The following is a 24817-nucleotide window of genomic DNA, read 5'->3' as shown; positions in this document are numbered from 1 at the left end:
CTCCCCGCCGCGGAGGTTACGGGGAGGCGGTCACGTACGGCGTTCGGCGTTCGGCGTTCGGGCGGGCGTTCGGCGGGTTACGCCAGGTCGCGCTTGGCGGCGATCTTCGCGGAGAGGGCGAAGATGTCGATGAAGCCCTGGGCCTTCGACTGGTCGAAGGTGTCGCCGGTGTCGTAGGTCGCGAGGTTGAAGTCGTACAGCGACTCCTCGGACTTCCGGCCGGTGACGACGGCGCGGCCGCCGTGCAGGGTCATCCGGATGTCACCGGTGACGTGCTGGTTGGCCTCGTCGATGAAGCCGTCCAGGGCCCGCTTGAGCGGGGAGAACCACAGGCCGTCGTAGACGAGCTCGCCCCAGCGCTGCTCGACCTGCCGCTTGTACCGGGCGAGCTCGCGCTCGACGGTGACGTTCTCCAGCTCCTGGTGGGCGGTGATCAGCGCGATCGCGCCCGGGGCCTCGTAGACCTCGCGGGACTTGATGCCGACGAGCCGGTCCTCGACCATGTCGATCCGGCCGATGCCCTGGCCGCCGGCCCGCTCGTTGAGCTGCTGGATGGCCTGGAGCACGGTGACCGGCTTGCCGTCGATGGCGACGGGCACGCCCTCCTTGAAGGAGATGACGACCTCGTCGGGCTCGCGGGGGGTGGCCGGGTTCGAGGTGTACTCGTAGATGTCCTCGATCGGGGCGTTCCAGATGTCCTCCAGGAAGCCCGTCTCGACGGCGCGCCCGAAGACGTTCTGGTCGATGGAGTACGGGGACTTCTTGGTGGTCGCGATCGGGAGGTTCTTCGCCTCGCAGAAGGCGATCGCCTTGTCACGGGTCATGGCGTAGTCGCGGACCGGGGCGATGCACTTGAGGTCGGGGCCGAGGGCCTGGATGCCGGCCTCGAAGCGGACCTGGTCGTTGCCCTTGCCGGTGCAGCCGTGGGCCACGACCGAGGCGTTGTGCTTCTTGGCGGCCGCCACCAGGTGCTTGACGATGGCCGGCCGGGAGAGCGCCGAGACCAGCGGGTAGCGGTCCATGTACAGGGCGTTGGCCTTGATCGCCGGGAGGCAGTACTCGTCGGCGAACTCGTTCTTGGCGTCCGCGACCTCGGCCTCGACCGCACCGCAGTCGAGCGCGCGCTTGCGGATGACGTCCAGGTCCTCGCCGCCCTGGCCGACGTCCACGGCGACGGCGATGACCTCGGCGCCCGTCTCCTCGGCGATCCAGCCGATGGCGACGGAGGTGTCCAGGCCGCCCGAGTAGGCGAGTACGACGCGCTCGGTCACGGGTTTCTCCTTACGGTGCAATCAACGACAGGCATAACTATGCATGACTCCGTATGTTTCGTCAACGCGCGGGCGTTTCGGCAGGTCAGCCGGGGTGTCCAAGGGCACCCCCGGCGGGAAAACCGGACGACCGGGGCCGCCGCGGCCGCCTAGGATCACCGGATGGAACGCCGATCGACCTGGACCGAAGCCGACGGGCGCGCCGCCGCCCTGCTCCTCGCGCAGGGGCGCGACCCGGACGAGGTGACCGACTGGCGGCACCCCGACTGCGTCGTGTACCTCGACCTCGGAGTCCGCCGGCTGTCCGGGTACGAGGCGGGCCTGGACCGCAGCCGCCCGTGGCACTTCGTGCTGGCCTCCCGCGCGGAGACGGCCCTGTGCCACTACGACGGCCTCGAGCGGCATGCCGCACTCCGGCACGTCACCACGGGCTCGCCGCTGCGGCTGTCCCTGACGGTGGTCCGGTGCGCCGACTGGGCCGCACCCGTACGTGCCAGGGCGCGCCGGGTCCTCGCGCGGGTCCTCGCCGAGGACCCCGCCTCCGCCCTGCGCCACCTGACCCCGGTGGTCCTGCGGATCGGCCGGCGCGTGCAGGGCGGCTGGGCCGTGGAGCTGTTCGAGGAGGCCCTGCGCGACCCGGCGCACGCCGGGGTGCTGGCGGAGCTGCGCGCGAGCACGGACCGGGCCACCGCCCGGTGCGCGGCCCGGATCACGCTGGAGGCGGGGCTGCTCGACGCACGGGAGCTGGCCGCCCTCGCCGCACACGCCGTACACGACCCGCTGGTGCAGCGGCTGTGGACGGACGGGGCACTCGCCCGGCTCGCCGCCGACGGCCCCGACGAACGGGTCACCGAGCTCCTGCTGGGCGCCCGCAGCGGCCACGTCCGCGCGGCGGGCGTGACCAGCCTGCGCGCGGCGGGCCGTCAGGAGCAGGCGTACGACCACCTCGACGACCCCTCCGGCCTGGTGCGGGCCTGCGCCCGCTGGCTCGTCGGCCAGGCCGGTGGCGAACCGCGCGCCCGCTACCTGGAGCTGTGCGCCGACCCGGCCCGGGTCAGCGGCGCGGCGGTGACGGGGCTCACCGAGTGCGGGCAGCGCGGCGACGCGCCGGTGCTGCGGGCCCTGCTGGCCCACCCCGACGGGCGGGTCCGCGCGGCGGCGCTCGCGGGACTGCGGGAACTGGGCACGGTCACCACCGGGGAACTGCTGCCGCTGCTGGACGATCCGTACCCGGCCGTGACGCGCGAGGCGGCCGTGTCGCTGGCCTCCTGGGCCGCGTGGCTGCCCGTCGCGGAGCTGACCGCGCGCATCGCCGCCGACCGGCCCTCGCACACCCGGCGGGCCGCGTTCCGGCTGCTGCGCACGCGCGGCGGCATGGACGGACTGCGGGCGGCCGTCGCGATGCTGACGGACCGTGAGCCGGCACTGCGGAGCATCGCCGGGGCCATGGTGCGCGACTGGCACTGGGAGGCGGCACTCCGTACGGCGGGCACCGACCCGGCCGAGCTGGAGGAGCTGTTCCGGCGCGCCGCCCCCGCGTTCGACGGGTCCCACCGGGGGGCGGCGCTGCGGACGCGGCTGGGGTTCGCGGAATGCGAGGAGCCCGAGGAGCCCGGGGAGCCGGCGCAGTCGGAGGAGGCCACGCCGTGAAAAGCCGCCGCCCGATCCCTGCCGTCCGGCGCATAATCCGGACATGGGAAAACTCCACGAACGCATAGACGGGCGGCTGCGCGAGTTCATCGAGGCGCAGCCGGTCTTCTTCACCGCGACGGCACCGCTGGCCGGTGACGGCCACGTCAACCTCTCCCCCAAGGGCCGCGCCGGGACCCTCGTCGTCATCGACGAGCTGACCCTGGCCTACCTGGACTTCGGCGGAAGCGGCGCCGAGACCATCGCGCACGTGCGCGAGAACGGCCGGATCACCCTCATGTGGTGCGCGTTCTCCGGGCCGCCGAACATCGTGCGCATCCACGGCGAGGGCGAGGCCGTCTTCCGCGACGACCCCCGCTGGCCGGAGCTGGTGGCGCTGTTCGGCGACGCGGACGGCCCGGCGGCCCGGGCCGTCATCGTCGTCCACGCGAAGCGGATCGCGGACGTGTGCGGGTACGCCGTCCCGTTCATGGAGTACCAGGGCGAGCGGATGCTGCACGCGGACTACTTCGGCCGCAAGTCGGACGAGGAGTTCGCGCAGTACTGCGAGAAGAAGGACCACATCGGACGGAGTCTCGACGGCCTGCCTGCGCTGCCCCTGCCCCTGCCGGCCCGTACCGTCTGACATGTGCTGCGCACCGCTCTCGCCCTCGCCGTGACCCTCCTCGCCGGCCCGGCCCTGCCGCCGGACGCGTCCCTCCCCCCGTTGCCCGCCCGGATGGCGGACACCGGGGGCGGGACCCAGCTGATCACCGCCGTGGCCCCCGCCCCCGGCTCGACCACGGGGCGGCTGACCTGGTGGGACCGGCGGGCGGGGCGCTGGTTCGCGGCGGGTGGCGCCGAAGCCCGGTTCGGGGCGAACGGGCTGACGGACGGCGCCACCCGGGTGCAGGGCACGAACACCACGCCCACCGGGCTGTACGCGCTGCCGTACGCCTTCGGGATCCGGTCGGCGCCCGCCGGGACCGAGGTCGGCTACCGGCGGGTGACCCCGGACTCCTGGTGGTGCCAGGACAACGCCTCGGCGGCGTACAACCGCTGGACGGAGCCGCTGCCGGCCGACTGCGCGCCCGGTGAGGCGGAGCACCTGGTGACGTACGACAAGCAGTACGCGCACGCGCTCGTCATCGCCTTCAACTACGACCGCCCGGTGCGCGGCCGCGGAGCGGGGATCTTCCTGCACGTCAACGGCAAGGGCGCGACGGCGGGTTGCGTGTCCGTGCCGGAGCCGGCGATGCGCGCGATCCTGCGCTGGGCGAACCCGCGGCGCGACCCGCACATCGCGATCGGCACCGGGACCGGGCCCCTCGCCGTCACCCGCTCCTAGACCTTGCCCGGCGGTTCAGGGTCCCGGGCGGCCTCCTCGTCGGAGGCCCGGTACTCGTACGCGTCCTCCCACCACACCTTGTCGTCCAGCCACTCGTCGTCCTCGTCGTCCCCGTCGGCCTCGCCGCCGCCCTCCTCCGCGACGGCGTCGACGCCGCGCCACCTCCAGTGGTCGCCGACGCTCCGCAGCAGGTACCTCCGCTGCTCCTCCGCCAGCGCCGCCAACGCCGGGTGCGGCACGGCGCGGATCCGGTCCTCCAGCGCCTCGCCGCACTCCGTCCGGGCCCGGGCCGCCTTGCCCGCGTCGTCGGCGAAGAGGAAGGACACCAGGCCCAGCCCGGTGAGCACGGCGGCTGCCCATTCCAGGACGCCCTGCGGGCGGGATTCCACCAGCAGGTTGACGGCCACGACCCACAGGCACAGCAGCGCGACGACGGCCACGCAGGAACCGCAGCCCGACACCCCCTCCTCTTCGCCCGGCATGCGCGGGAGTTCGGGCAGCTGCTCCTCACGCTCCTTCAGGTACCCGGCGCGCCACTGCCCGTACGCCTCGTCCTGCCAGTCCAGCCAGCCGATCGACACGGGCTCGGGATCGTGCCGGCGTACGGCCTCCAGCAGGGCGGCGGGCGCCGGGTGGGCGGGGGTCCGGTCCACGTCACGGCCCCGCTCGGTCAGGAACGCCGCGCCCTCCGCGTCGATCCGCAGGTACCCGTCGAGGACCAGCTCGGCGGCCGCCGCCTCGCTCGCGCCCTTGCGCAGCACGGCGGCGTCGTACGGTGCGAGGTCGAGGGCGGCGACGATCCGGAGGATCTCGCGCCGGACCCGGGCCCGGCGCCACCACCACAGGCCGATGGCCGCGTACACGGCGGCGGCAGCGGCGTACACGGCCGCGGCGAGGACGAAGGGAAGCACGCCCCGAGGCTATGCGGACGGGCACCGGCCCGGCACCGGATTTCCACCCGGGCCGGAGCGGCTCAGCCCTCCTTCTGCGCCAGGCGCAGCAGGTGGTCGGCCAGCGCCTGGCCGCCCGCCGGGTCGCGGCTGATGAGCATCAGGGTGTCGTCGCCCGCGATGGTGCCGAGGATCGCGTGCAGTTCGGCCTGGTCGATGGCCGAGGCCAGGAACTGGGCCGCACCCGGCGGGGTGCGCAGGACCACGAGGTTGGCGGAGGCTTCCGCCGAGATCAGCAGCTCGCCGGAGAGGCGCCGCATGCGCTCCTCCTTGGCCGACTCCCCCAGCGGTGCCTGCGGGGTCCGGAAACCCCCCTCGCTGGGCACCGCGTAGATCAGCTCGCCGCCCGTGTTGCGGATCTTCACCGCGCCCAGCTCGTCGAGGTCCCGGCTGAGCGTCGCCTGGGTGACGCTCAGTCCGTCGTCGGCGAGCAGCTTGGCCAGCTGGCTCTGGGAACGGACCGGCTGCCGGTTGAGGATGTCCACGATCCGGCGGTGGCGGGCGGTGCGGGTCTGCGGAACGGACGGACCTCCCCCGTGCTCGTTGTCCTGCGCCTGGCTCATCGTCGTCTCATTCTCCGGATCGTCCGTCCCCGTGGCTTGCGTCGAGGATGCCGGGAAGCGCCCGGACGAACGCGTCCACCTCGTCGTCGGAGATCACGTACGGGGGCATGAGCCGTACGACGTCGGGGGCGGGTGCGTTGACCAGGAAGCCGGCTTCCTGAGCCGCCTGCTGCACCTTCGGTGCGAGCGGCTCCCTCAGCACGATACCCAGCAGAAGGCCGGCACCTCGGACATGGGAGACCAGCGGGTGGCCGGAACCTTCGATTCCGGAGCGCAGCCGCTCGCCCTTCTCCTTGACCCGGTCGAGCAGTCCCTCGGCCGCGATGGTGTCGATCACGGCCAGACCGGCGGCGCAGGCGACCGGGTTCCCGCCGAAGGTGGTGCCGTGCTGGCCGGGCCGCAGCAGGTCGGCGGCCGGGCCGAACGCGGCCACGGCACCGATCGGCAGGCCGCCGCCCAGACCCTTCGCGAGCGTGACGAGGTCGGGCTCGACTCCCTCGTGGGCCTGGTGCTCGAACCACTGGCCGCAGCGGCCGATGCCGGTCTGGACCTCGTCGAGGACGAGCAGGGTGCCGGTGGCCCGGGTGATCTCGCGGGCGGCCGTCAGGTACCCGGCGGGCGGTACGACCACACCGTTCTCGCCCTGGATCGGCTCGATGATCACGAGCGCGGTGTCCTCGGTGACGGCGGCCCGCAGGGCCTCGGCGTCGCCGTACGGAACGTGGGTGACGTCGCCGGGCAGCGGCAGGAAGGGGTCCTGCTTCGCCGGCTGGCCGGTGAGCGCGAGGGCGCCCATGGTGCGGCCGTGGAAGCCGCCGGAGGTGGCGACCATGTGGGACCGACCGGTGAGCCGGCCGATCTTGAAGGCGGCCTCGACGGCCTCGGCGCCGGAGTTGCAGAAGAAAACCTTCCCCTCCCGGCCGAAGAGCGTCAGCAGCCGCTCGGCGAGCGCGAGGACGGGCTCGGAGGCATAGAGGTTGGAGACGTGCCCGAGGGTGGAGACCTGCGCGGTCACCGCGGCGACGATCGCCGGGTGGGCGTGGCCGAGGGCGTTGACCGCGATACCACCGACGTAGTCGGTGTACGCGCGGCCGTCGGCGTCCCAGACCTGGGCGCCCCCGCCGCGGACGAGCGCCAGCGCGGGGGTGCCGTAGTTGTCGGTCAGCGCGCCCCGCCAGCGGGCGCTGTACTCCTGGTTGCCGCCGCCGCTCATGCGCTGTCCCCTCCCTGCCCGTCGGGCACGACCATCGTGCCGATCCCCTCGTCGGTGAAGATCTCCAGCAGGATCGAGTGCTGGACCCGCCCGTCGATCACGCGGGCGGTGGTGACGCCGTTGCGGACGGCGTGCAGGCAGCCCTCCATCTTGGGCACCATGCCGCTGGACAGCTCGGGCAGCAGCTTCTCCAGCTGGCTCACGGTGAGCCGGCTGATGACCTCGTCGCTGTTGGGCCAGTCCGCGTAGAGGCCCTCGACGTCGGTGAGGACCATCAGCGTCTCGGCGCCGAGCGCGGCGGCGAGCGCCGCGGCCGCGGTGTCGGCGTTCACGTTGTACACGTGGCCGTCGTCGGCGCTCCGCGCGATGGAGGAGATGACCGGGATCCGGCCGTCCTCCAGCAGGGCCTCGATGGCGCCGGTGTCGATGCCGGTGATCTCGCCGACCCGGCCGATGTCGACGAGCTCGCCCTCGATCTCGGGCCGGTGCTGGACGGCGGAGATGGTGTGGGCGTCCTCGCCGGTCATGCCGACGGCGAACGGCCCGTGCTGGTTGAGCAGCCCGACCAGCTCGCGCTGGACCTGTCCGGCGAGCACCATCCGTACGACGTCCATCGCCTCCGGGGTGGTGACCCGCAGGCCCGCCTTGAACTCGCTGACCAGGCCCTGCTTGTCCAGCTGGGCGCTGATCTGGGGGCCGCCGCCGTGTACGACGACCGGCTTGATGCCGGCGTGCCGCAGGAAGACGACGTCCTGGGCGAAGGCGGCCTTGAGCTCCTCGTTCACCATGGCGTTGCCGCCGAACTTGATCACGACGGTCTTGCCGTGGTGCCGGGTGAGCCAGGGCAGGGCCTCGATGAGGATCTGGGCCTTGGGGAGCGCGGTGTGCTTGCGCGCGGTGCCGGTCATGAGCTGTACGCGCTGTTCTCGTGGACGTACTCGGCGGTCAGGTCGTTGGTCCAGATCACGGCGGATTCGGAGCCGGCGGCCAGGTCGGCGGTGATGCGGACCTCGCGGTCCTTCATGGTGACCAGGTCGCGGTCCTCGCCGACGGAGCCGTTCCTGCACACCCAGACGCCGTTGATGGCGACGTTCAGCCGGTCGGGGTCGAAGGACGCCCTGGTGGTGCCGATGGCGGAGAGCACCCGGCCCCAGTTGGGGTCCTCGCCGTGGATGGCGCACTTGAGGAGGTTGTTGCGGGCGATGGACCGCCCGACCTCGACGGCGTCGTCCTCGGTGAGCGCGCCGATCACCTCGATGCGGATGTCCTTGCCGGCGCCCTCGGCGTCGCCGATGAGCTGGCGGGCGAGGTCGTCGCAGACCATCCGTACCGCCTCGGCGAAGGCGTCGTACGCCGGCACCTCGCCGGAGGCGCCGGAGGCGAGCAGCAGCACGGTGTCGTTGGTGGACATGCAGCCGTCGGAGTCGACCCGGTCGAAGGTGGTGCGGGTCGCGGCCCGCAGCGCCTTGTCGAGGGTGGCGCTGTCGAGGTCGGCGTCGGTGGTGAGGACGACGAGCATGGTGGCCAGGCCCGGGGCCAGCATGCCGGCACCCTTGGCCATGCCGCCGACCGTCCAGCCTCCCCCGGACTCCGTCCGGGGGGACCCCCAGGTGACCACGGCCGTCTTGTGCACGGTGTCGGTGGTCTTGATCGCGACGGCGGCGGCCTCGCCGCCGTCCTCGGACAGGGCCCGGGCGGCGGTCTCGACGCCGGGCAGCAGCTTGTCCATGGGCAGCAGCACGCCGATCAGGCCGGTCGAGGCGACCGCGATCTCCCCGGCGTTGTGCTCGGCGCCGCCGAGTGCGGTGAGGACGGCCGCGGCCTGCTCGGCGGTGGCGTGCGTGTCCTGGAAGCCCTTGGGTCCGGTGCACGCGTTGGCGCCGCCGGAGTTGAGGACCACCGCGCTGACGGCGCCGCCGCGCAGGACCTGCTCGGACCAGTGGACCGGTGCGGCCTTGACGCGGTTGGAGGTGAAGACGCCCGCGGCGGCCAGGCGCGGACCGTTGTTGACCACGAGGGCCAGGTCCGGATTGCCGTTCTCCTTGATCCCGGCCGCGATGCCCGCGGCCGTGAATCCCTGTGCTGCCGTAACCGTCACGGCGCGACTCCGATCGTGGAAAGCCCGAGCTCTTCGGGGAACCCGAGGGCGATGTTCATGCTCTGCACGGCGCCGCCGGCAGTGCCCTTGGTGAGGTTGTCGATGGCGCTGATGGCGATGATGCGCTGCGCGGCGTCGTCGTACGCGACCTGGATCTGAACGGCGTTGGAACCGTGGACGGACGCCGTCGCGGGCCACTGGCCCTCGGGCAGCAGGTGGACGAAGGGCTCGTCCGCGTACGCCTTCTCGTAGGCCGCGCGCACCGCGTCGGCGGTGGTGCCGGGGACGGCCTTGGCGGTGCAGGTGGCGAGGATGCCGCGGGGCATGGGGGCCAGGGTCGGCGTGAAGGACACCGAGACCCGCTGCCCGGCGGCGGGGCTGAGGTTCTGGATCATCTCCGGGGTGTGCCGGTGGCCGCCGCCGACGCCGTAGGGGCTCATGCTGCCCATGACCTCGGAGCCGAGCAGGTGCGGCTTGAGGGCCTTGCCGGCGCCGGAGGTGCCGGAGGCGGCGACGATCACCGCTTCGGGCTCGGCGAGCCCGGCCGCGTACGCCGGTACGAGGGCCAGCGAGACGGCGGTGGGGTAGCAGCCGGGAACCGCGATGCGCTTGGACCCCTCCAGCGCGGCGCGGCCGCCCGGCAGTTCGGGAAGCCCGTAGGGCCAGGTCCCGGCGTGCGCGGAACCGTAGAAGCGCTCCCAGTCACCGGCGTCCTTGAGCCGGTGGTCGGCGCCCATGTCGATGACGAGCACCCCGTCGCCGAGCTGGGCGGCCACCGCACCGGACTGCCCGTGCGGGAGTGCGAGGAACACGACGTCATGACCGGCGAGCACCTCGGGCGTGGTCGCCTCCAGGGTCCGCCCGGCCAGCGGCAGCAGGTGCGGCTGGAGCGGACCGAGGAGCTGCCCTGCGTTGGAATGCCCGGTCAGCGCGCCGATCTCGACCTGGGGGTGGGAGAGGAGCAGACGCAGCACTTCGCCGCCCGCGTATCCACTCGCTCCGGCCACCGCAACACGTACCACCATCGAATCCTCCTCATCGATGGCATGACTATACGTAGACCCGCAGGTTTATGCAAAGCCGGAAAAACAAAAGGCAAGGAGTGCCTCCACCGACTCCTCGCCACTCTCAAGGTATAGCGGACGGGGGGCCTTGCGGCAAGGCCCCGGTCATGCCGCAGAATCTCCGGCCTAGGCCCTGATCAGGGCGTTTGTCATCGGAGCCTTGCCATGGGGGACTGCATGTACGACGTGATCATCGCCGGCGGGGGACCGACCGGTCTGATGCTGGCGGGCGAGCTGCGGCTGCACGGGGTGCGCGTGCTCGTGCTGGAGAAGGAGGCGGAGCCGACCCGGCAGTCGCGGGCGCAGGGGCTGCACGTGCGCAGCATCGAGGTGATGGACCAGCGCGGCCTGCTGGAGCGGTTCCTCGCGCACGGCCGGCAGATCCGGGCCGGCGGCTTCTTCGCGGGCCTGGGCGCCGAGTGGCCCGAGCGGCTGGACACCGCGCACTCGTACGTCCTGCACATTCCGCAGGAGGTCACCGAGCGGCTGCTGACCGAGCACGCCGTCGGGGCCGGTGCCGAGATCCGGCGCCGCTGCGAGCTGACCGGACTGAGCCAGGACGAGGACGGGGTGGACGTCGAACTGGCCGACGGCACGCGGCTGCGCGCCCGCTACCTCGTCGGCTGCGACGGCGGCCGCAGCACGGTGCGCAAACTGATCGGCGTCGGCTTCCCCGGCGAGCCCGCCCGGGTCGAGACACTGCTGGGCGTGATGGAGCTGACCGCGCCGGCGGAGACCGTGGCCGCCGTGGGCGCGGAGGTCCGCAGGACCGAGCAGCGGTTCGGCGCCATGCCCCTGGCGGACGGGACGTACCGGGTCATCGTGCCCGCCGAGGGGGTCGCCGAGGACCGGACGACCCCGCCGACCCTGGAGGAGTTCCAGGAGCGGCTGCGGGCGTTCGCGGGCACCGACTTCGGGGCGCACTCACCGCGCTGGCTCTCCCGCTTCGGTGACGCCACCCGGCAGGCCGAGCGCTACCGGGTGGGCCGGGTGCTGCTGGCCGGCGACGCGGCGCACATCCACCCGCCGACCGGCGGACAGGGGCTCAACCTCGGCGTCCAGGACGCGTTCAACCTCGGCTGGAAGCTGGCCGCCGAGGTGGCGGGCTGGGCCCCGCCTGGGCTGCTGGACACCTACCACGGCGAACGGCACCCCGTGGCCGCCGCCGTCCTGGACAACACCCGCGCGCAGATCGAGCTGATGTCGGGCGAGCCGGGGGCCCGGGCGGTGCGCCGGCTGCTGGCGGAACTGGTCGGCTTCGAGGAGGTGAACCGGTACCTGATCGAGAAGATCACCGCGATCGGGGTCCGCTACGACCTCGGCGCGGCGGACGGCGCCGCGGGGCACGAGCTGCTCGGGCGGCGGCTGCGGGACGTGGCACTGAAGCGGGGCCGGCTCTACGGGCTGATGCACGGCGGCCGCGGACTGCTCCTGGACCGGACCGGCGGGCTCTCGGTGGCGGGCTGGGCGGACCGGGTCGACCACGTCGTCGACGTCGTCGACGTCGGCGAGGAGCTCAGCGCGCCCGCGGTGCTGCTGCGGCCGGACGGCCATGTGGCGTGGGCCGGGGAGGACCGGCAGGGACTCCTGGCCGCCCTGGAGCGGTGGTTCGGCGCGCCCCGGGGCGAGTGAGGCACCGGCCGGGCGGCGGCCGGGCGTACCCGACCGGATCGGGCATCGCGGGCCCGGTCCGGCGCGGGCGGTCAGCCGAGCACCAGCGGCAGGCGCCGGGCCCGCGCGCCGAGTGAGGCCGTCTGCGCGCCGGTCGGGGCCCGGCGGCCGGTGCCGGCGAGGAGGGCGTCGGCGTCGCTGAACGAGGCGGGGAAGGGGGCGCCGGCGATCTTCTCCAGCAGCCCGCGGGACCGGGCCGGGCCCGCCGCGGGCGGCCGCGGCACGTCCGGGAGGTGGGCGGCCGGGTCCAGGTGGTGCAGCGTCCACTGCCCTTCTGTTGGGTTGGCGTCGGCAGGGCGTGTTGACCGGTCGACGTCGCCCTTGTTCAGCGGCTCGGCAGAGTGGGCACTTGGTGTGCGACAGGCGTCGTGCATGGCGGGGATCGCGGTGCGACGTGACAGAGCCCGGCCGAAGCGACTACGGGCCCGGCCGGACTCTGCGTGCGTGGGGTGCTCCGGTTCAGAAGTCCTCGACGGCCCCGGCGGCGTCATTAGCCGCCTGCTCATCTAAACGCGGACTTCTCGGCATGTACCTCGGCGTGGCCCACCCGTGCTGGCCGGGCGCCGGGAAGGTCGTCAGCGGGTGCAGGAAGCGCTCTCCTGGTCGGTCATGGGACGCGAGCGGGCTATGAGGGCGCCGTTCCCGGTGGGCGCGGTGAAGTCGGCGTCGGTGACGATGAACGCCCGGTACTTCTTACCGTGGATCTTGAATGTGTGGCTCTTGCTGAACTGGAGCCGGAACTGCCCCGTCGCATGTCCCATCTCGGCGGCGCGGCTGAGCCAGCCCACACTGCAGGCGGGCACCGGGAGGCTGTTGGTCTGCGTGACCGTGCTGGAGCGCGACCAGGTCTTGGTGTAGGTGGTGGTGACCGCGAACTCGACGGTCTTCCACAGCTGGGTCTTGGCGCTGGTGCTCACCGCCAGGCTGTCCGTGCTGCCCACGGTGTCCGACCAGCTCATGGAGTGGGTGAGCACCTGCCCGCTGTAGTTGAAGGCGGTGTCCCCGACGGGTCGTTCGGCCGCGTGCGAGGTCTGGTACGTGGAGGTGTCCCACGTGACCGTGCAACCGGTCCCCTGTTGTTCGAACTCCGCGCACATCTGCAGGATGAAAGCCCCCTGCTCGGTGTTGGCACTGACCGTGTAGACGCCGGCGGCGGAGGCCGGCGAGGCGACGGACGCGAACAGGCCGGTGACGAGCCCTGTCACAACGACAGCACGTCGGGTTTTGCGCACGGAAGGTCCCTTCGGAGGAAAGCAGAATGGCAGCAGAAGGCGGCGGGGCCCACGGGCCGGGTCAGAGGCCGCTTCCCCGCGTCCCGCCCGACAGCGCGGGCCCGGTTCGCCGCTCGGCAGGGACCCATCCTCCGATGCTGGCGGAGTCAGGCGTGAGTGCTAGAACATGCACATGCCGAAAGAATTCTTGCAGGCCGCGAAGACGGCAACCCCACACCGGGTCGCGGCACTCGTCGACGAGAACACCAATCCGTTCGAACTCGGCTGTGCGATCGAGCTCTTTGGCCTGCCCCGACCTGAAATCGGCAAGGTTCTGTACGAGTTCGCCCTCTGCGCACCTGACACCCGCACCCCGATGCGCGACCGTTTCTTCGCGCTGTCGGAGGTCGCAGCCCTGGAGGCGGCCGACGCGGCCGACACTCTGATCATCCTGAGCAGGCCCGACGTGCACGCGCCGCGCCGGCCCGCGGTGCTTGACGCCATCAGCCGGGCCCACGCGCGCGGCGCACGGCTGGTCTCCTTCTGCAGCGGTGCGTTTGCCCTCGCCGAGGCCGGTGTCCTCGAAGGGCGCCGTGTCACCACGCACTGGCAGTGCGTGGATGCGCTGCGGTTTCGCTTCCCCGGCGTCCTCGTCGAGCCCGACGTGCTGTTCGTGGACGACGGGGACATCCTCACCTCGGCAGGCAGCGCCGCTGCCCTCGATCTGGGGCTGCACATCATCCGCCAAGACCACGGTGCGGAGACGGCCAACGATGTCAGCCGGCGCCTGGTCTTCGCCGCCCACCGCGACGGCGGGCAGCGGCAGTTCGTGGAACGCCCGGTGCCGGAAGTACCCGACGCGTCCCTGGCTCCCGTCCTGGCCTGGGCCCAGGAACGGCTCGACACCCCGCTGACGGTGTCCGACCTCGCCGCGCGGGCGGCCGTCAGTACCACGACGCTCCACCGCCGCTTCCGCGCCCAGCTGGGCACCACTCCCCTCGCATGGCTCACCGGGGAACGCGTCACCCTGGCCCGCCGGCTGTTGGAGCGCGGCGAGTCCCGCATCGAGGTGGTCGCGCGCCACAGCGGCCTCGGTATCACGGCCAACCTCCGCGTTCTGTTACGCCGCGAGACCGGGCTCTCGCCGTCCGTCTACCGGCACCGCTTCGGCCCGGGAGCTGTGTGAAGGGTCCGGCAGCCCCGCGGCAGCAGTTCACGTACCGCGCGCGTCACCTGATGAACCGGCCGACACATCCTCCACCAAGCGCCAGTACCCGGTTCCTGCGAGGACCGTGGTGTGCCGGTCAGCGAGGTCGGTGGTGGCTGTTGAGCTGGGTCATCAGCTCGCGGTTGGTGCTCCGGGCGGCGGCCAGGTCCTCGTCGCGTTCGCCGAGTTGCGAGGTGAGCTCGGCGACCCGTTGTTCGAGATGGGCGATCTTCTCCTGAAGGGCATCGATGCCGGTGGGGGCTCCGAGTCCGGTGGCCCGCCAGGCGTCCTGGCCCAGGACGTGGGACAGGCGTTGCTCGAGCTGAGCGATGCGCCAGGCCTGCTGCACGCCGTCCTCAGGCGTGAGGGCGTCCACGTCGGCCGCAAGCGCGTCGAACGGCTCATGCGCCAGGCCGGCCTGGCCGGGATCAGCCCCCGGAAGAGCAAGGGCTTCACCCGGCGTGACCCGGACGCCGATCCGGCCCCTGACCTGGTGCAACGCGACTTCACCGCGAGCGGGCCGAACCGGTTGTGGGTCACCGGCCTGACCATGGTCACGACGCTGGAGGGGCCGTTGTGGCTTTCCGCGATCCGCGACGCGTTCTCCCGCCGGGTGGTGGCCCGGGAGACCTCCGCCCGTGCCGACGCCGACCTGGTCCTGACCTCGCTGGAGTATGCCCTGGCCAGCCGCGAAGTCGCGCCGGGTGAACTCATTCACCACGCGGACCACGGCTGTCAGTACACGTCCGTGAAGCTCACAACACGCCTGGTCAGGGCCGGTATCCAGGCGTCCATGGGCTCGGTCGGCGACTCGTTCGACAATGCCCTGGCGGAGAACCTGTGGATGGTCATCAAGACCGAGTGCATCCGCGGCCGGGTCTTCGCCACCAGGGCCGAGGCGAATCTCGCGCTCTTCGAGTACATCGACGGCTTCTACAACCCCCGCCGCATCCAGAAGCGGCTCGGCTACCTCAGCCCGATCGAGTTCGAGGAGAAGCACTACGCCAACCAGGCAGGCCCCGGGTCCCCGTACGCGGCGGCCGGCCGCACGGTCAGCGCGTCGAGGGGATCCGTGCCGGTCGGCGGGTGCTCCTCGACGCGCCAGTACGTCGCCTCGTCGGCGGTGACCTCCGCCGTGGTGGGGGTGACCAGGGTGATCAGGACGTCCTGAGCGTCGATGACCCGGTGGCACACCAGGTCCCGGACCAGCCGGCCGGTGCACCCGGACGGCTGCGCGAAGGCCTCGTCCGGGAGGTCCGCGACCGCCGTGCGCAGCGCCGTCCACGAGCGGGAGAACAGATCCGCACCCGCACGGTAGTGCTCACGTCCCGGTCCCCGCCATGCCGGCCGTCCGGCGGCTCAGCCGGTCAGCGGGTGCCGGACCCACACGTTCGGCTCGACGTACACGGCGTGGCCCTGTTCCGGATCGCAGTGGACCGGGACCAGGGCGCCCGGTACGCGGACCGGGCCGGCCTCCTCGAAGGGCAGGCCCGTCCACTCCCGCCACTCGGCCAGGGATCCGCTGATCGTCATCGACAGCGGCGCCACCGCGTGGATGACCCCGCCCGCCCGGACGTGGACGCGCAGCCACGGGTCGTACGGCAGACCGTCCGCACGGGTGCGGACGGCGTACGCGTGCATCGGGGTGTCCGGTTCGGCGGGCTTGCCGCTGGGCCGGACCGGGGCCACGACCTCGGCGAAGCCGCGGGCGCGGGCGTTCTCGCGCATCGCGGCCAGCATCCGCCCGGACAGTCCCTCGCCCTGGCGGCCGGTGGCCACGCTGATCTCGATCGCGCTGACCGTGTCGGGGTCGACACCGCGCCGCAGGTCGGAGAAGGCCCACATGAGGACCTGGTCCCAGCCGCGCGCGGGCAGGTCGCCGCGGCCCGGCGCCCGCAGGGCGAAGGGCACGCTGAACCCGCGGGCGACGACCTGGTCCCCGTCGGTGGCCACCAGGACGTACTCCGGCAGCTCGGCCACCATCCGCGGGTAGAGCAGCCAGGCGAGCGCGTCGTGCTGCGCGAACTCGGGCCAGGTGTCCGCCATGTCCCAGAGCCGCGCGGCCAGTTCGGGGCGCTGGGCCACGGTGGTGATCTCTATGCCGGTCATCCCCGCAGGCTAGGGGCGGGGGACGGGCTCCTCAACGGGTTTTGTCCGCGCCCGCCCCGGCCGCCGCCGCGTCGCCCGCCCCGGCCACCGGTCCCGCCCCGGCCGCCGCCGCACCCGCCGCCCCGTCGAGCCCGGCGCCCAGTCGGCGGGCCCCGTCCGCGAGTTCGCCGGGGCCGGCGACCCCGGCGAAGCTCAGCCGGACGTACGGGCCCGGCGGCTCGGCGCAGAAGTACGGGCGGCCCGGCGCCACCGCGACCCCGGCCCGCAGGGCGGCGCCGACGAAGCCGGCCTCGTCACAGCCCTCGGGCAGCCGGGCCCACAACTGGTAGCCGCCCGCGGGCAGATGGGGCAGGGACAGCGCGGGCAGCTCCCGGCGCACGGCGCCCGCCAGCACCTCCCGGCGGTGGCGCAGCTCGGTGGCGACCGCCCGCAGGTGGCGCGGCCAGGCGGGGGCCCCGACCAGCTCCAGCGCGGCCTCCTGCAACGGGCGCGCCACGAAGAAGGTGTCGACGACCTGGATCGCCCGCAGCCGCTCGAACACCGGCCCGCGCGCGGCCAGCGCGCCCACCCGCAGGCTCGGCGAGGTGGCCTTGGTGAGGGAGCGGACGTGGACGACGATCCCGTCGGCGTCCTCGGCGGCCAGGGTCGCCGGCAGCGGGCCCGCGTCCTCGTGGGCCAGGGCCCGCGCGTAGTCGTCCTCGACCACGAACGCCCCGGCGGCCCGCGCGATCCGCAGCACCTCGCCCCGCCGCCCGGCGGCCAGCACCGCACCGGTCGGGTTCTGGAACAGCGGCTGGCATACGAACACCCGCGCGCCGGTGGCCTCGAAGGCCGCCGCCAGCAGCTCCGGGCGTACCCCCTCGGCGTCGACCGGCACCGGGACCGGCCGGCAGCCCGAGGCGCGGGCGATGGCCAGCAGGCCGGGGTAGGTCGGCGACTCGACCAGGATCGGCGCGCCGGGCGGGGCCAGCGCCCGCAGCGCGGTGGTCAGCGCGCTCTGCCCGCCCGCGGTGACCAGCACGTCGGCGGCGGTGAGGGCGCCGCCGATCTCGCGGGCGAACCAGTCGCGCAGCTCGGGCAGACCCTCGACGGGCGGCCGGGACCAGGCCCCGGGACGCCGTCCGGCGCGGGCGAGGGCGGCGGCCATGGCCCGCTCGGGCTGGAGGGAGGCGTGCAGGTAGCCGCTGTTGAGCTCGATCACCCCGACCGGGGGCGCGGCGAGCGAGACGAGCACCCCGGAGGCGTCCACCGAGCGCGGCACGATGTCGCCCGCGGCCTCGGCGGTCAGCGCGACCTCCTGCCAGGAGGTGTCCCCAGTGGCCCGGGCCGGCGTACGCGGCCGCGCCCGGAAGACGCCGGCGCCGGGCCGGGTGACCACGAGCCCCTCGGCGGCGAGCTGCGCGAGGGCGCGGGAGACGGTGACGGGGCTGACGCGGAAGCGCTCGACGAGAGCCCGGCTCGACGGGAGCTTTCCACCGATCGAGTAGCGGTTGAGCTCGGATCGCAGGGATTCCGCCAGTTCAGCCACACTGCTACGCTCGTTCATGACAGCACAGAATAGCGCTATCGCCTCCACCGGAGTAGCGGCTCCCACCGCGCAGGGCACCCCGGGCCCGCAGGACACGGCGGACACGGCCGGCAGCACGGGCACGGCCGGCACGGCGGCCGCACGGAGCGCGCGCCGCTCCGGCACCCTGCTCGCCGGCCTCGGCGTGTTCGCCTTCTCGCTGACCTTCCCCTCCACCGTCTGGGGCCTGGAGAGCTTCGGCCCCTGGACCCTGGTCTCGCTGCGCAGCGTCCTCGCCGCCCTGATCGCGGGCGGCTTCCTGCTCGCGCTGCGGGCCCCGCTGCCGCGCCGCGAGCACTGGGCGGGCCTGGCCGTCGTCGGCGCCGGCGTGGTGGTCGGCTTCCCCGTACTGACCACGCTCGCGCTGCGCACCTCCACCACCTCCCACGCGGCCGTCGTGGTCGGCCTGCTGCCCCTGACCACCGCCGCGCTGTCCGCCCTGCGCACCGGCGTCCACCCCTCGCGCACCTTCTGGGCGGCCGCCGTCGCCGGAGCGGTGGTGGTCCTCGGGTTCACCCTCGCCCAGAGCGGCGGCTCCCCCTCGGCGGGCGACGGCTTCCTCTTCGCCGCGCTGCTGGTGTGCGCCGCCGGCTACACCGAGGGCGGCCGGCTGGCCCGGTCCGTCCCCGGCTGGCAGGTCATCGGCTGGGCGCTGGTGCTGTGCCTGCCGCTGGCCCTCGCCGGTTCGGTGCTGGGCCTGGCCCAGGAGCCGGTCCGCCTGACCGCGCACGGGGTGATCGGTCTGGTCTGGGCGGCGGCCGGCTCCACCTTCCTCGGGCTCTACGTCTGGTACCGGGGCATGGCCGAGATCGGCGCGGCCCGGGCCAGCCAGCTCCAGCTGGCCCAGCCGCTGCTGACGCTCGTCTGGTCGGTGCTGGTGCTCGGCGAGCGCCTCTCCCCCGCCGCGCCGCTGGCCGCCGTGGCGGTCCTGGTCTGTATCGCGGTCACCCAGCGGGCATGATTCGGGCGAATCGCCGTAAACTGCTGTCACCGGATCCAGACCGCCTCCGAGGAGGTCAGCTATGCGCGCGACCGAGGGCGACCAGCTGGTACAGCACGGCAGAGTCGTGGGGCAGCACGACAAGGTCGGCGAGATCACTCAGGTCCTGGGCGAGAACGGCACCCCTCCCTACCGGGTCCGTTTCCAGGACGGCCACGAGGCAGTCATGTCACCGGGACCCGACTGCGTCGTCAGGCACCCCACCGAGCCCACTCCCTGAGCACCGCACACGTCAGCGCGGCGGCACCGCCGTCGGGTAGTGGTCGGTGACGACCCTGGCCATTGCTCCGATCGGGTCCGCGGCCACCTGCTTCGCCGAGAAGTAGGAATGGCCGCGGACCTCGGCGTGCTGCCGGGCCAGGCTCAGGTGCCGGGACAGCTCCGCCGGATCGCGCCACGCGGGCGTGGGACTGCCCGACACGCACCGGTAGAGCGCTTCCCCGATGTAGAGGTCCACCCCCGTCCCGGCGACCGTCTGCGCCCACCACGGCACCAGGACCCGGTAATCGGCCTGCGGATGCCCGATGTGCCAGTAGCACTGCGGGGCGACGTAGTCGATCCAGCCCTCCTTGACCCACTTGCGGGTGTCGGCGTACAGGTCGTCGTACGTCCCGAGGCCGGCCCGGGTCGCCGACCCGAGCGGGTCGCGGTCGCCGTTGCGCCACACCGCGAACGGGCTGATGCCGAACCGCACCCCCGGCCGGACCCCCGGCAGCCGCGCCGCCATCTCCGAGACCAGCAGGTCGACGTTGTAGCGCCGCCAGTCGGCGCGTGAGGCGAAGCCCGCGCCGTGCAGCTCGTACGCCGCGTCGTCGTCGAAGTACGCGCCCGCCTCGGGATAGGGGTAGAAGTAGTCGTCCCAGTGCACGGCGTCGACCGGGTAGCGGGCCACGGCGTCGAGCATCGCGTCCTGGACGAAGGTCCGGACCTCCGGCAGCCCCGGGTTGTAGTACAGCCGGCCGCCGTACTCGACGGCCCACTCGGGGTTGCGGCGCACCGGGTGGCTCGCGGCGAGCCGCTCCCGGTCGTCGTGCGTGGCCACCCGGTACGGGTTGAACCAGGCGTGCAGTTCCAGCCCCCGCTCGTGCGCCTCGGCGACCGCCGTGCCCAGCGGGTCCCAGCCGGGGTCGGTGCCCTGCCGCCCGGTGAGCCACTGCGACCAGGGCTCCAGCGGCGAGGGCCACAGCGCGTCGGCGGCCGGCCGGACCTGGAGGATCACGGCGTTCAGCCGCTGGGCCACCGCGCTGTCCAGCAGCGTCAGCAGCTGCTCGCGCTGGCGCGCGGCCGTCAGGCCGGCCTGCGAGGGCCAGTCCACGTTGGTGACCGTGGCCACCCACATGCCGCGGAACTCCGGGACCACGGCGCGCCCGCCCCGGCCGCCGGCCCCGCCCCCGGCCCCGCCGCCCCCGCCCCCCGGCGGCGCGGCCGCCCGCGCCGTGGCGCCAGGCGCCGTGACACCCAGGGCGGTCGTGGCCAGTACCCCCGCGGCTCCGGCCAGCAATCCCCGCCGGTCCATGCACTCCATGCGACCTCTCCGTTCCGCAGCGTGACATTCCTCTCCGATCGCCCAGCATGCCCGCCCCGGCCCGACACGCGGCGCAAGGTCGGGAGTAACGTCGTGGGGCGTGGCGGGCGCCGGGCAGCAGAGACACTGCGCAGCACGGGGGACCCGCCGACGGATGAGCTGCGAAAGGCACGAAGTGACTGACCTCCCTTCCGACATCACACGAGTCGGCGTAGTGGGCTGTGGCCAGATGGGCGCGGGTATCGCCGAGGTGTGCGCCCGCAGTGGCCTTGAGGTCAAGGTCGCCGAGACCACCGGCGAGGCCCTGGAGATCGGACGTACCCGGCTGCACAACTCGCTCACCAAGGCCGCCGAACGCGGCAAGATCAGCGAGGAGGAGCGGGACGCCACCCTGGCCCGCCTCAGCTTCACCACCGACCTCGGCGAGTTCGCCGACCGCGACCTGGTCATCGAGGCAGTCGTGGAGAACGAGCAGGTCAAGACCGAGATCTTCCAGGTCCTGGACCAGGTGATCACCCGTCCGGACGCGATCCTCGCCTCCAACACCTCCTCCATCCCGCTGGTGAAGCTGGCCGTCGCGACCTCGCGCCCGGACCAGGTCATCGGCATCCACTTCTTCAACCCGGCCCCGGTGCAGAAGCTCGTCGAGCTGATCCCGGCGCTGACCACGGGCGAGGAGACGGTCAAGCGGGCCGAGGCCCTGGTGCGGGACGTGCTGGGCAAGCACGCGATCCGCGCCCAGGACCGGTCCGGCTTCGTCGTGAACGCCCTCCTCATCCCGTACCTGCTGTCCGCGATCCGGATGTTCGAGTCCGGCATCGCGAGCCGCGAGGACATCGACAACGGCATGGAGATGGGCTGCGCCCACCCGATGGGCCCGCTGAAGCTCGCGGACCTCATCGGGCTCGACACCGTCGCCTCGGTGGCCGACTCGATGTACGCCGAGTTCAAGGAGCCCCTGTACGCCGCTCCCCCGCTGCTCCAGCGGATGGTGGACGCGGGCCGCCTGGGCCGCAAGACGGGCTCGGGCTTCTACCCGTACGGCTGAGCTCCGTACCGGCGGGGCACCTCCTAGCCCAGCCGGAGATGGTGCAGCAGGAGCAGCCCGGCCGCCATGTTGGCGGCCGGGACCTCGCCGCGCGCGATCAGCTCCGGTACGAGCTCCAGCGGCACCCACTCGCGCCGCGAGGACTCGAAGCCGTCCTCGGGCCGTCCTATGTACGTCGCCCCCTCCGACCAGTAGAGGTGGTGGCGGGCGTCGGTGAGGCCGTTGGAGGGCTCCACGGTCATCAGGTGGTGCAGCGGACCGGGCCGCCAGCCCGATTCCTCCTCCATCTCGCGCGCCGCCGCGGCCGCGACGTCCTCGCCGTCCTCGACCACACCGGCGGGCAGCTCCCAGCCCCAGCTGTCGGTGATGAAGCGGTGCCGCCACAGCAGCAGCACCTCGTCGGCCCCGTTGACGGCGGTCGCGGCCGCGACCGGGCGCAGCCGGATGACGAAGTGGTCCAGGTGCCGGCCGTCGGGCAGTTCGACGTCGGCGAGATTGACGTCGAACCAGCGGTTCTTGTACACGGTCTGCTCGTTCAGGTTCGTCCACTGCACGGTTGTGCCACCTTTCATACGTGTAGGTGGCAACATGGCAGCAGCCGCACTGTCACAGCGGAACGCGCAGCGCCCCGTCGATGAGCTGCACGGTCTCCTCCGCGTCCGCGCAACCGCTGGTCAGGAGCTGTTCGCGGACCGCCCGGAGCCGGTCGCGCAGCCGCAGCGACTCCATCCCCCTGGCCCGTTCCGCCATCTCGGCCGCGGCCACCACGGCCCGGTCGGCCTCGCCCTGGCGCAGCTGGATCTCGCAGAGCATCGCCAGCCGGTGCACCCGCCCCCGGTCGTGCGCCGGGGTGTCGACGGCGGCCACCGCCTGCGCGTGCGCGGCGCGCAGATCCCCCAGGCTGAGCAGCGCCTGGGCGACCTGGACGTTGACCAGCCCCGGCTGGACGTACCCGGTCTCGTCGGGCTCGGTGCCGGGGCGGATCCGCTCGGCGGCCGTCTCCGCGTGCCGGATGCAGGCCAACGCGGCGACCGTGTCGCCGAGTTGCGCGTACGCCTTGGCCTGCATGGCGTACAGGTCGGCGGCCAGCGCCGGGGTGGTGTGCCGTCCGGCGGCGCGCAGCGCGGCCTCCGCGAACGCCACCGCCTGCCGGAACTCCCGTAGATGCAGGGATTGGTTGACCAGCAGGGCGATGACGTACGCCCCCAACCCGCGGTCCCCGCAGGCCTTGGCCAGCCGCAGCGCCTGGTGGAAGTAACGCTGGGCCAGCCCGTGGGCGTCGGAGTCGTACGCGCAGATCCCGGCGACGGCGACCAGCGAGCCGGTGGCACGGTGGAGTTGGCGGCCGAGGCCGTCGGAGTAGCTGCCGCGCAGCAGGGGCGCGGTCTCGGTGCCCAGGAAGCGGACGATCCGGGCCCGGGTGGCCATGCCGCCCGCCCGGCGGTACATGAGCTCGTAGTGCGCGCGGGCGGCCCGCAGGATCTCGATGTGCTCGGGGCCGACCCGGGTGGGGCCCGCGTGCGAGACGTCGCCGTCCTCGGGCGGGTTCTCCCACTCCCACACGGGGATCACCGCGGGGGTGCCGGTGACGGCGGCCGCGGTCAGCAGCTCGGCGCGCCCCTGTTCGTCCGTACGCCACAAGGCCGTTGCCCGGTCGACGAAGCCGACGAGCGAGGTGCCGTGCGCGATGCCCGACTGGCCGGGCACCCCGAGTCCGATGTCGTCGAGGGAGAGCGGTCTGCTGAGCCGCCGGCCCAGCACCTCGCAGATCAGGTCGGGCACCTGGCCGCGCGGCCGCTGGCCCTTCAACCACCGGGCGACGGCGGTGTGTTCGTAGCGCAGGGCGAGCCCGCGGGACCGGCCGGCCTGGTTCACGTGCGCGGCGAGTCCGGCATGCGACATGCCCGCCTCGGCGAGGAGGGCGTCGAGCAGGGCATTGGACTGCATGGGCCCCTCCAAGGGCTCGTCGGCATCAGGTTAGTGGGTGCGGGATTCACACGGGGTGTGAACCGGGTACGCGCATAAATGCGCCGCACACCCTGCCGCCGGATGCCGGGGAGCGGTTGACTGGGACTCTCGCCTCACCAAGAGGCACACGGGCCGTCGGCTCCCCCTCGTACAGTGCGACGGCCCGTATCGCGCCGCCCGTCTGCTCGTCTGCCCGACACTCCACGGCAGGCGGGCGGCGCCCCAGGGGCTTCCGCCGGCGCCGGTTGGTCGCCGGCCACCGGCGGAAGTCCCCCACTCCTCGGCGCGGCCGGGGAGACGCGTCGTACGTGCCGGGACCACCCACCGTCCACCGGCCCGTACGGCTCCGCCGGCCGGTCAGGGGCCGGCCGGCCGGAGCCGGTCGTTGCGCAGCACCAGGAGGGCGACGTCGTCGGCGGGCCGCCCGCCGGCGTGGCGCAGCAACGCGGCGTGCACGCCCGCCACCAGCCGCGCGGGCGTGACCGCCCCGCATCCGGCCTCGGCGAGCACCCCGCCGAGCGGGAAGTGCCGCCCTCCCCGGTCCCGGGCGTCCTCCACCCCGTCGGTGTGCAGGAACAGCGCCTCGCCGGGCGCCAGTCGTACGTACGCCTGCGACTCGACCTTGTCGGGCAGCGGCAGCACGCCCAGCGGCGGCAGCGTCTCGTCCCCGACCATGACCTCGGCGGCCGTCGGGCTCAGCAGATAGGGCCAGGGGTGGCCGCAGTTGACCGCGGTGACGGCGCCGTCCGCCGTGATCTCCAGCAGGAGCACGGTCACGAACTCCTCCGGGTCGGCCGAGGCCCGGTGCAGGGCCCGCTCCAGCCGCCGCAGGACATCGCCCAGGGCGGGCTCGTCGTACGCCGCCTCCCGGAACGCTCCGAGGACGGCGGCCGCGGCCCCCAGCGACCCCGGACCGTGGCCGCGGACGTCGCCCATGACCACCCGCACCCCGAAGGGCGTGGCCAGCGCGTCGTAGAGGTCGCCGCCCATCGACGCCCCGTCGACGGCGGTCCCGTGCACCGCCGCGAGCCCCAGGCCCTCCATCCGGGCGGGCAGCGGGCGCAGCAGCACGCTCTGCGCCGCGCCCGCGATCTCCTGGGTCCGGCGCAGTTCGCCCATGAGCCGCTGCCGCATGTGCAGGGCGCATCCCGTGGCCAGCAGCAGGAACGCCGCGCAGCTGGTCAGGCTCGGCACCAGCGGTCCGGGGGACGACAGTTCCCACGACACCGCGGCCCCGCCCCAGGCAAGGACGCACGCCCGGCGCACCTGGGGCACGGGCCGCGTTTCGGTCATTGGCAGGCCTCCCCTCGGCCGGAACGATTGTGCCGACCACCTGGTTCAAGCCCTATATCCAGCCGAAGTTCTCACCCGAACG

The 24817-nt window shown here is 73.3% G+C and carries 23 protein-coding genes and 3 pseudogenes; 9 read left to right on the top strand and 17 right to left on the bottom strand.

All coding sequences use genetic code 11. The features are described 5' to 3' along the window. Positions 1–77: 77 nt before the first annotated feature. Positions 78–1271: an argininosuccinate synthase gene (locus tag ACIPXB_RS14865; protein ID WP_401449117.1), complete on the bottom strand. Its 1194-nt coding sequence runs from the start codon at positions 1269–1271 to the stop codon at positions 78–80. Between the two features lie 162 nt (positions 1272–1433). Here ACIPXB_RS14865 and ACIPXB_RS14860 point away from each other — a divergent pair, with 162 nt between their 5' ends. Genes ACIPXB_RS14860 through ACIPXB_RS14850 form a run of 3 tightly spaced genes read left to right on the top strand, consistent with a single transcriptional unit; the run spans position 1434 to position 4248 of the window. Next, positions 1434–2921, top strand: coding sequence for a HEAT repeat domain-containing protein (locus ACIPXB_RS14860; protein ID WP_401449115.1), 1488 nt, complete (start codon positions 1434–1436; stop codon positions 2919–2921). A 43-nt stretch (positions 2922–2964) separates the two neighbouring features. Next, on the top strand, positions 2965–3546 hold the full coding sequence (locus ACIPXB_RS14855) for a pyridoxamine 5'-phosphate oxidase family protein (RefSeq protein WP_401449113.1): 582 nt from the start codon (positions 2965–2967) through the stop codon (positions 3544–3546). A 3-nt stretch (positions 3547–3549) separates the two neighbouring features. Next, entirely contained in the window at positions 3550–4248 is a 699-nt protein-coding gene (locus tag ACIPXB_RS14850; protein WP_401449111.1) for a L,D-transpeptidase, read from the top strand. On the opposite strand, the gene ACIPXB_RS14845 is transcribed toward ACIPXB_RS14850, so the two are convergent. The 6 genes from ACIPXB_RS14845 to argC form a co-directional block, all read right to left on the bottom strand. Further along, a complete protein-coding gene (locus ACIPXB_RS14845) occupies positions 4245–5159 on the bottom strand; it encodes a hypothetical protein (RefSeq protein WP_401449108.1) in 915 nt (304 codons plus the stop codon). The genes ACIPXB_RS14850 and ACIPXB_RS14845 overlap by 4 nt on opposite strands. 62 nt (positions 5160–5221) lie before the next feature. Next, a complete protein-coding gene (locus ACIPXB_RS14840) occupies positions 5222–5761 on the bottom strand; it encodes an arginine repressor (RefSeq protein ID WP_401449105.1) in 540 nt (179 codons plus the stop codon). 7 nt (positions 5762–5768) lie between these two features. Then, positions 5769–6974 (bottom strand): acetylornithine transaminase, encoded by a 1206-nt coding sequence (locus tag ACIPXB_RS14835; protein WP_401449103.1) that lies wholly within the window; start codon positions 6972–6974, stop codon positions 5769–5771. Beyond that, positions 6971–7882, bottom strand: a complete 912-nt coding sequence (argB, locus tag ACIPXB_RS14830; RefSeq protein WP_401449100.1) for an acetylglutamate kinase — start codon at positions 7880–7882, stop codon at positions 6971–6973. The genes ACIPXB_RS14835 and argB overlap by 4 nt, the downstream gene beginning before the upstream one ends. Further along, entirely contained in the window at positions 7879–9072 is a 1194-nt protein-coding gene (gene argJ, locus ACIPXB_RS14825; protein WP_401449097.1) for a bifunctional glutamate N-acetyltransferase/amino-acid acetyltransferase ArgJ, read from the bottom strand. Before argJ ends, argB begins: the two co-directional genes overlap by 4 nt. Then, complete coding sequence (gene argC / locus ACIPXB_RS14820) at positions 9069–10097, bottom strand: N-acetyl-gamma-glutamyl-phosphate reductase (protein WP_401449094.1); 1029 nt, start codon at positions 10095–10097, stop codon at positions 9069–9071. Before argC ends, argJ begins: the two co-directional genes overlap by 4 nt. Before the next feature lie 216 nt (positions 10098–10313). On the opposite strand from argC, the gene rox reads away from it, so the two are divergent. Then, a complete protein-coding gene (gene rox, locus ACIPXB_RS14815; RefSeq protein WP_401449613.1) occupies positions 10314–11768 on the top strand; it encodes a rifampin monooxygenase in 1455 nt (484 codons plus the stop codon). Positions 11769–11839: 71 nt separating this feature from the next. Here rox and ACIPXB_RS14810 read toward each other — a convergent pair. Together ACIPXB_RS14810 and ACIPXB_RS14805 are read right to left on the bottom strand one after the other, a co-directional pair. Then, positions 11840–12076 (bottom strand): annotated as a pseudogene (locus ACIPXB_RS14810) (maleylpyruvate isomerase); the annotation flags it as partial. 306 nt (positions 12077–12382) lie between these two features. Then, positions 12383–13012, bottom strand: a complete 630-nt coding sequence (locus tag ACIPXB_RS14805; RefSeq protein ID WP_401449091.1) for a hypothetical protein — start codon at positions 13010–13012, stop codon at positions 12383–12385. Between the two features lie 199 nt (positions 13013–13211). Between ACIPXB_RS14805 and ACIPXB_RS14800 the strand changes: the two genes are divergently transcribed. After that, positions 13212–14204, top strand: coding sequence for a helix-turn-helix domain-containing protein (locus ACIPXB_RS14800; RefSeq protein WP_401449089.1), 993 nt, complete (start codon positions 13212–13214; stop codon positions 14202–14204). Positions 14205–14322: 118 nt separating this feature from the next. On the opposite strand, the gene ACIPXB_RS14795 is transcribed toward ACIPXB_RS14800, so the two are convergent. Next, a complete protein-coding gene (locus tag ACIPXB_RS14795; RefSeq protein ID WP_401449636.1) occupies positions 14323–14601 on the bottom strand; it encodes a hypothetical protein in 279 nt (92 codons plus the stop codon). Between ACIPXB_RS14795 and ACIPXB_RS14790 the strand changes: the two are divergent. After that, positions 14527–15210: pseudogene (locus ACIPXB_RS14790) on the top strand (IS3 family transposase); the annotation flags it as partial. The gene ACIPXB_RS14795 and the pseudogene ACIPXB_RS14790 sit on opposite strands and share 75 nt — an antisense overlap. A gap of 32 nt (positions 15211–15242) precedes the next feature. Here the strand turns inward: ACIPXB_RS14790 and ACIPXB_RS14785 are convergent. The 3 genes and pseudogenes from ACIPXB_RS14785 to ACIPXB_RS14775 all read right to left on the bottom strand — a co-directional run. Continuing rightward, positions 15243–15524 (bottom strand): annotated as a pseudogene (locus ACIPXB_RS14785) (maleylpyruvate isomerase N-terminal domain-containing protein); the annotation flags it as partial. A gap of 60 nt (positions 15525–15584) precedes the next feature. Then, complete coding sequence (locus ACIPXB_RS14780; RefSeq protein ID WP_401449087.1) at positions 15585–16334, bottom strand: N-acetyltransferase; 750 nt, start codon at positions 16332–16334, stop codon at positions 15585–15587. 31 nt (positions 16335–16365) lie between these two features. Continuing rightward, positions 16366–17880 carry a PLP-dependent aminotransferase family protein gene (locus ACIPXB_RS14775; protein WP_401449085.1) on the bottom strand — a complete coding sequence of 505 codons (1515 nt, stop codon included), beginning with the start codon at positions 17878–17880 and terminating at the stop codon, positions 16366–16368. On the opposite strand from ACIPXB_RS14775, the gene ACIPXB_RS14770 reads away from it, so the two are divergent. After that, on the top strand, positions 17879–18862 hold the full coding sequence (locus tag ACIPXB_RS14770; protein ID WP_401449083.1) for a DMT family transporter: 984 nt from the start codon (positions 17879–17881) through the stop codon (positions 18860–18862). The genes ACIPXB_RS14775 and ACIPXB_RS14770 overlap by 2 nt on opposite strands. Positions 18863–18923: 61 nt before the next feature. Beyond that, entirely contained in the window at positions 18924–19121 is a 198-nt protein-coding gene (locus ACIPXB_RS14765; protein WP_401449081.1) for a DUF1918 domain-containing protein, read from the top strand. A gap of 12 nt (positions 19122–19133) precedes the next feature. Here the strand turns inward: ACIPXB_RS14765 and ACIPXB_RS14760 are convergent, their stop codons facing one another. After that, the gene (locus ACIPXB_RS14760; RefSeq protein WP_401449611.1) at positions 19134–20417 is read right to left on the bottom strand and encodes a glycoside hydrolase family 10 protein; all 1284 of its coding nucleotides are present in this window, start codon (positions 20415–20417) and stop codon (positions 19134–19136) included. 163 nt (positions 20418–20580) lie between these two features. Here ACIPXB_RS14760 and ACIPXB_RS14755 point away from each other — a divergent pair, with 163 nt between their 5' ends. Further along, the gene (locus ACIPXB_RS14755; protein WP_401449079.1) at positions 20581–21474 is read left to right on the top strand and encodes a 3-hydroxybutyryl-CoA dehydrogenase; all 894 of its coding nucleotides are present in this window, start codon (positions 20581–20583) and stop codon (positions 21472–21474) included. Between the two features lie 23 nt (positions 21475–21497). Here ACIPXB_RS14755 and ACIPXB_RS14750 read toward each other — a convergent pair whose 3' ends face one another. The 3 genes from ACIPXB_RS14750 to ACIPXB_RS14740 all read right to left on the bottom strand — a co-directional run bounded on the left by ACIPXB_RS14750 (position 21498) and on the right by ACIPXB_RS14740 (position 24735). Beyond that, a complete protein-coding gene (locus ACIPXB_RS14750; RefSeq protein ID WP_401449076.1) occupies positions 21498–22028 on the bottom strand; it encodes an NUDIX domain-containing protein in 531 nt (176 codons plus the stop codon). A 52-nt stretch (positions 22029–22080) separates the two neighbouring features. Next, a complete protein-coding gene (locus tag ACIPXB_RS14745; protein ID WP_401449074.1) occupies positions 22081–23421 on the bottom strand; it encodes a transcriptional regulator in 1341 nt (446 codons plus the stop codon). Positions 23422–23799: 378 nt separating this feature from the next. Then, the gene (locus tag ACIPXB_RS14740; protein WP_401449072.1) at positions 23800–24735 is read right to left on the bottom strand and encodes a PP2C family protein-serine/threonine phosphatase; all 936 of its coding nucleotides are present in this window, start codon (positions 24733–24735) and stop codon (positions 23800–23802) included. Between the last annotated feature and the right edge of the window lie 82 nt (positions 24736–24817).

The organism is Streptomyces sp. NPDC090022, from assembly GCF_044748145.1.
Classification (GTDB): Bacteria; Actinomycetota; Actinomycetes; order Streptomycetales; family Streptomycetaceae; genus Streptomyces.
The sequence above is the reverse complement of the archived record's forward strand: the minus strand, read 5'-3'. Positions and strand labels throughout refer to the sequence as shown.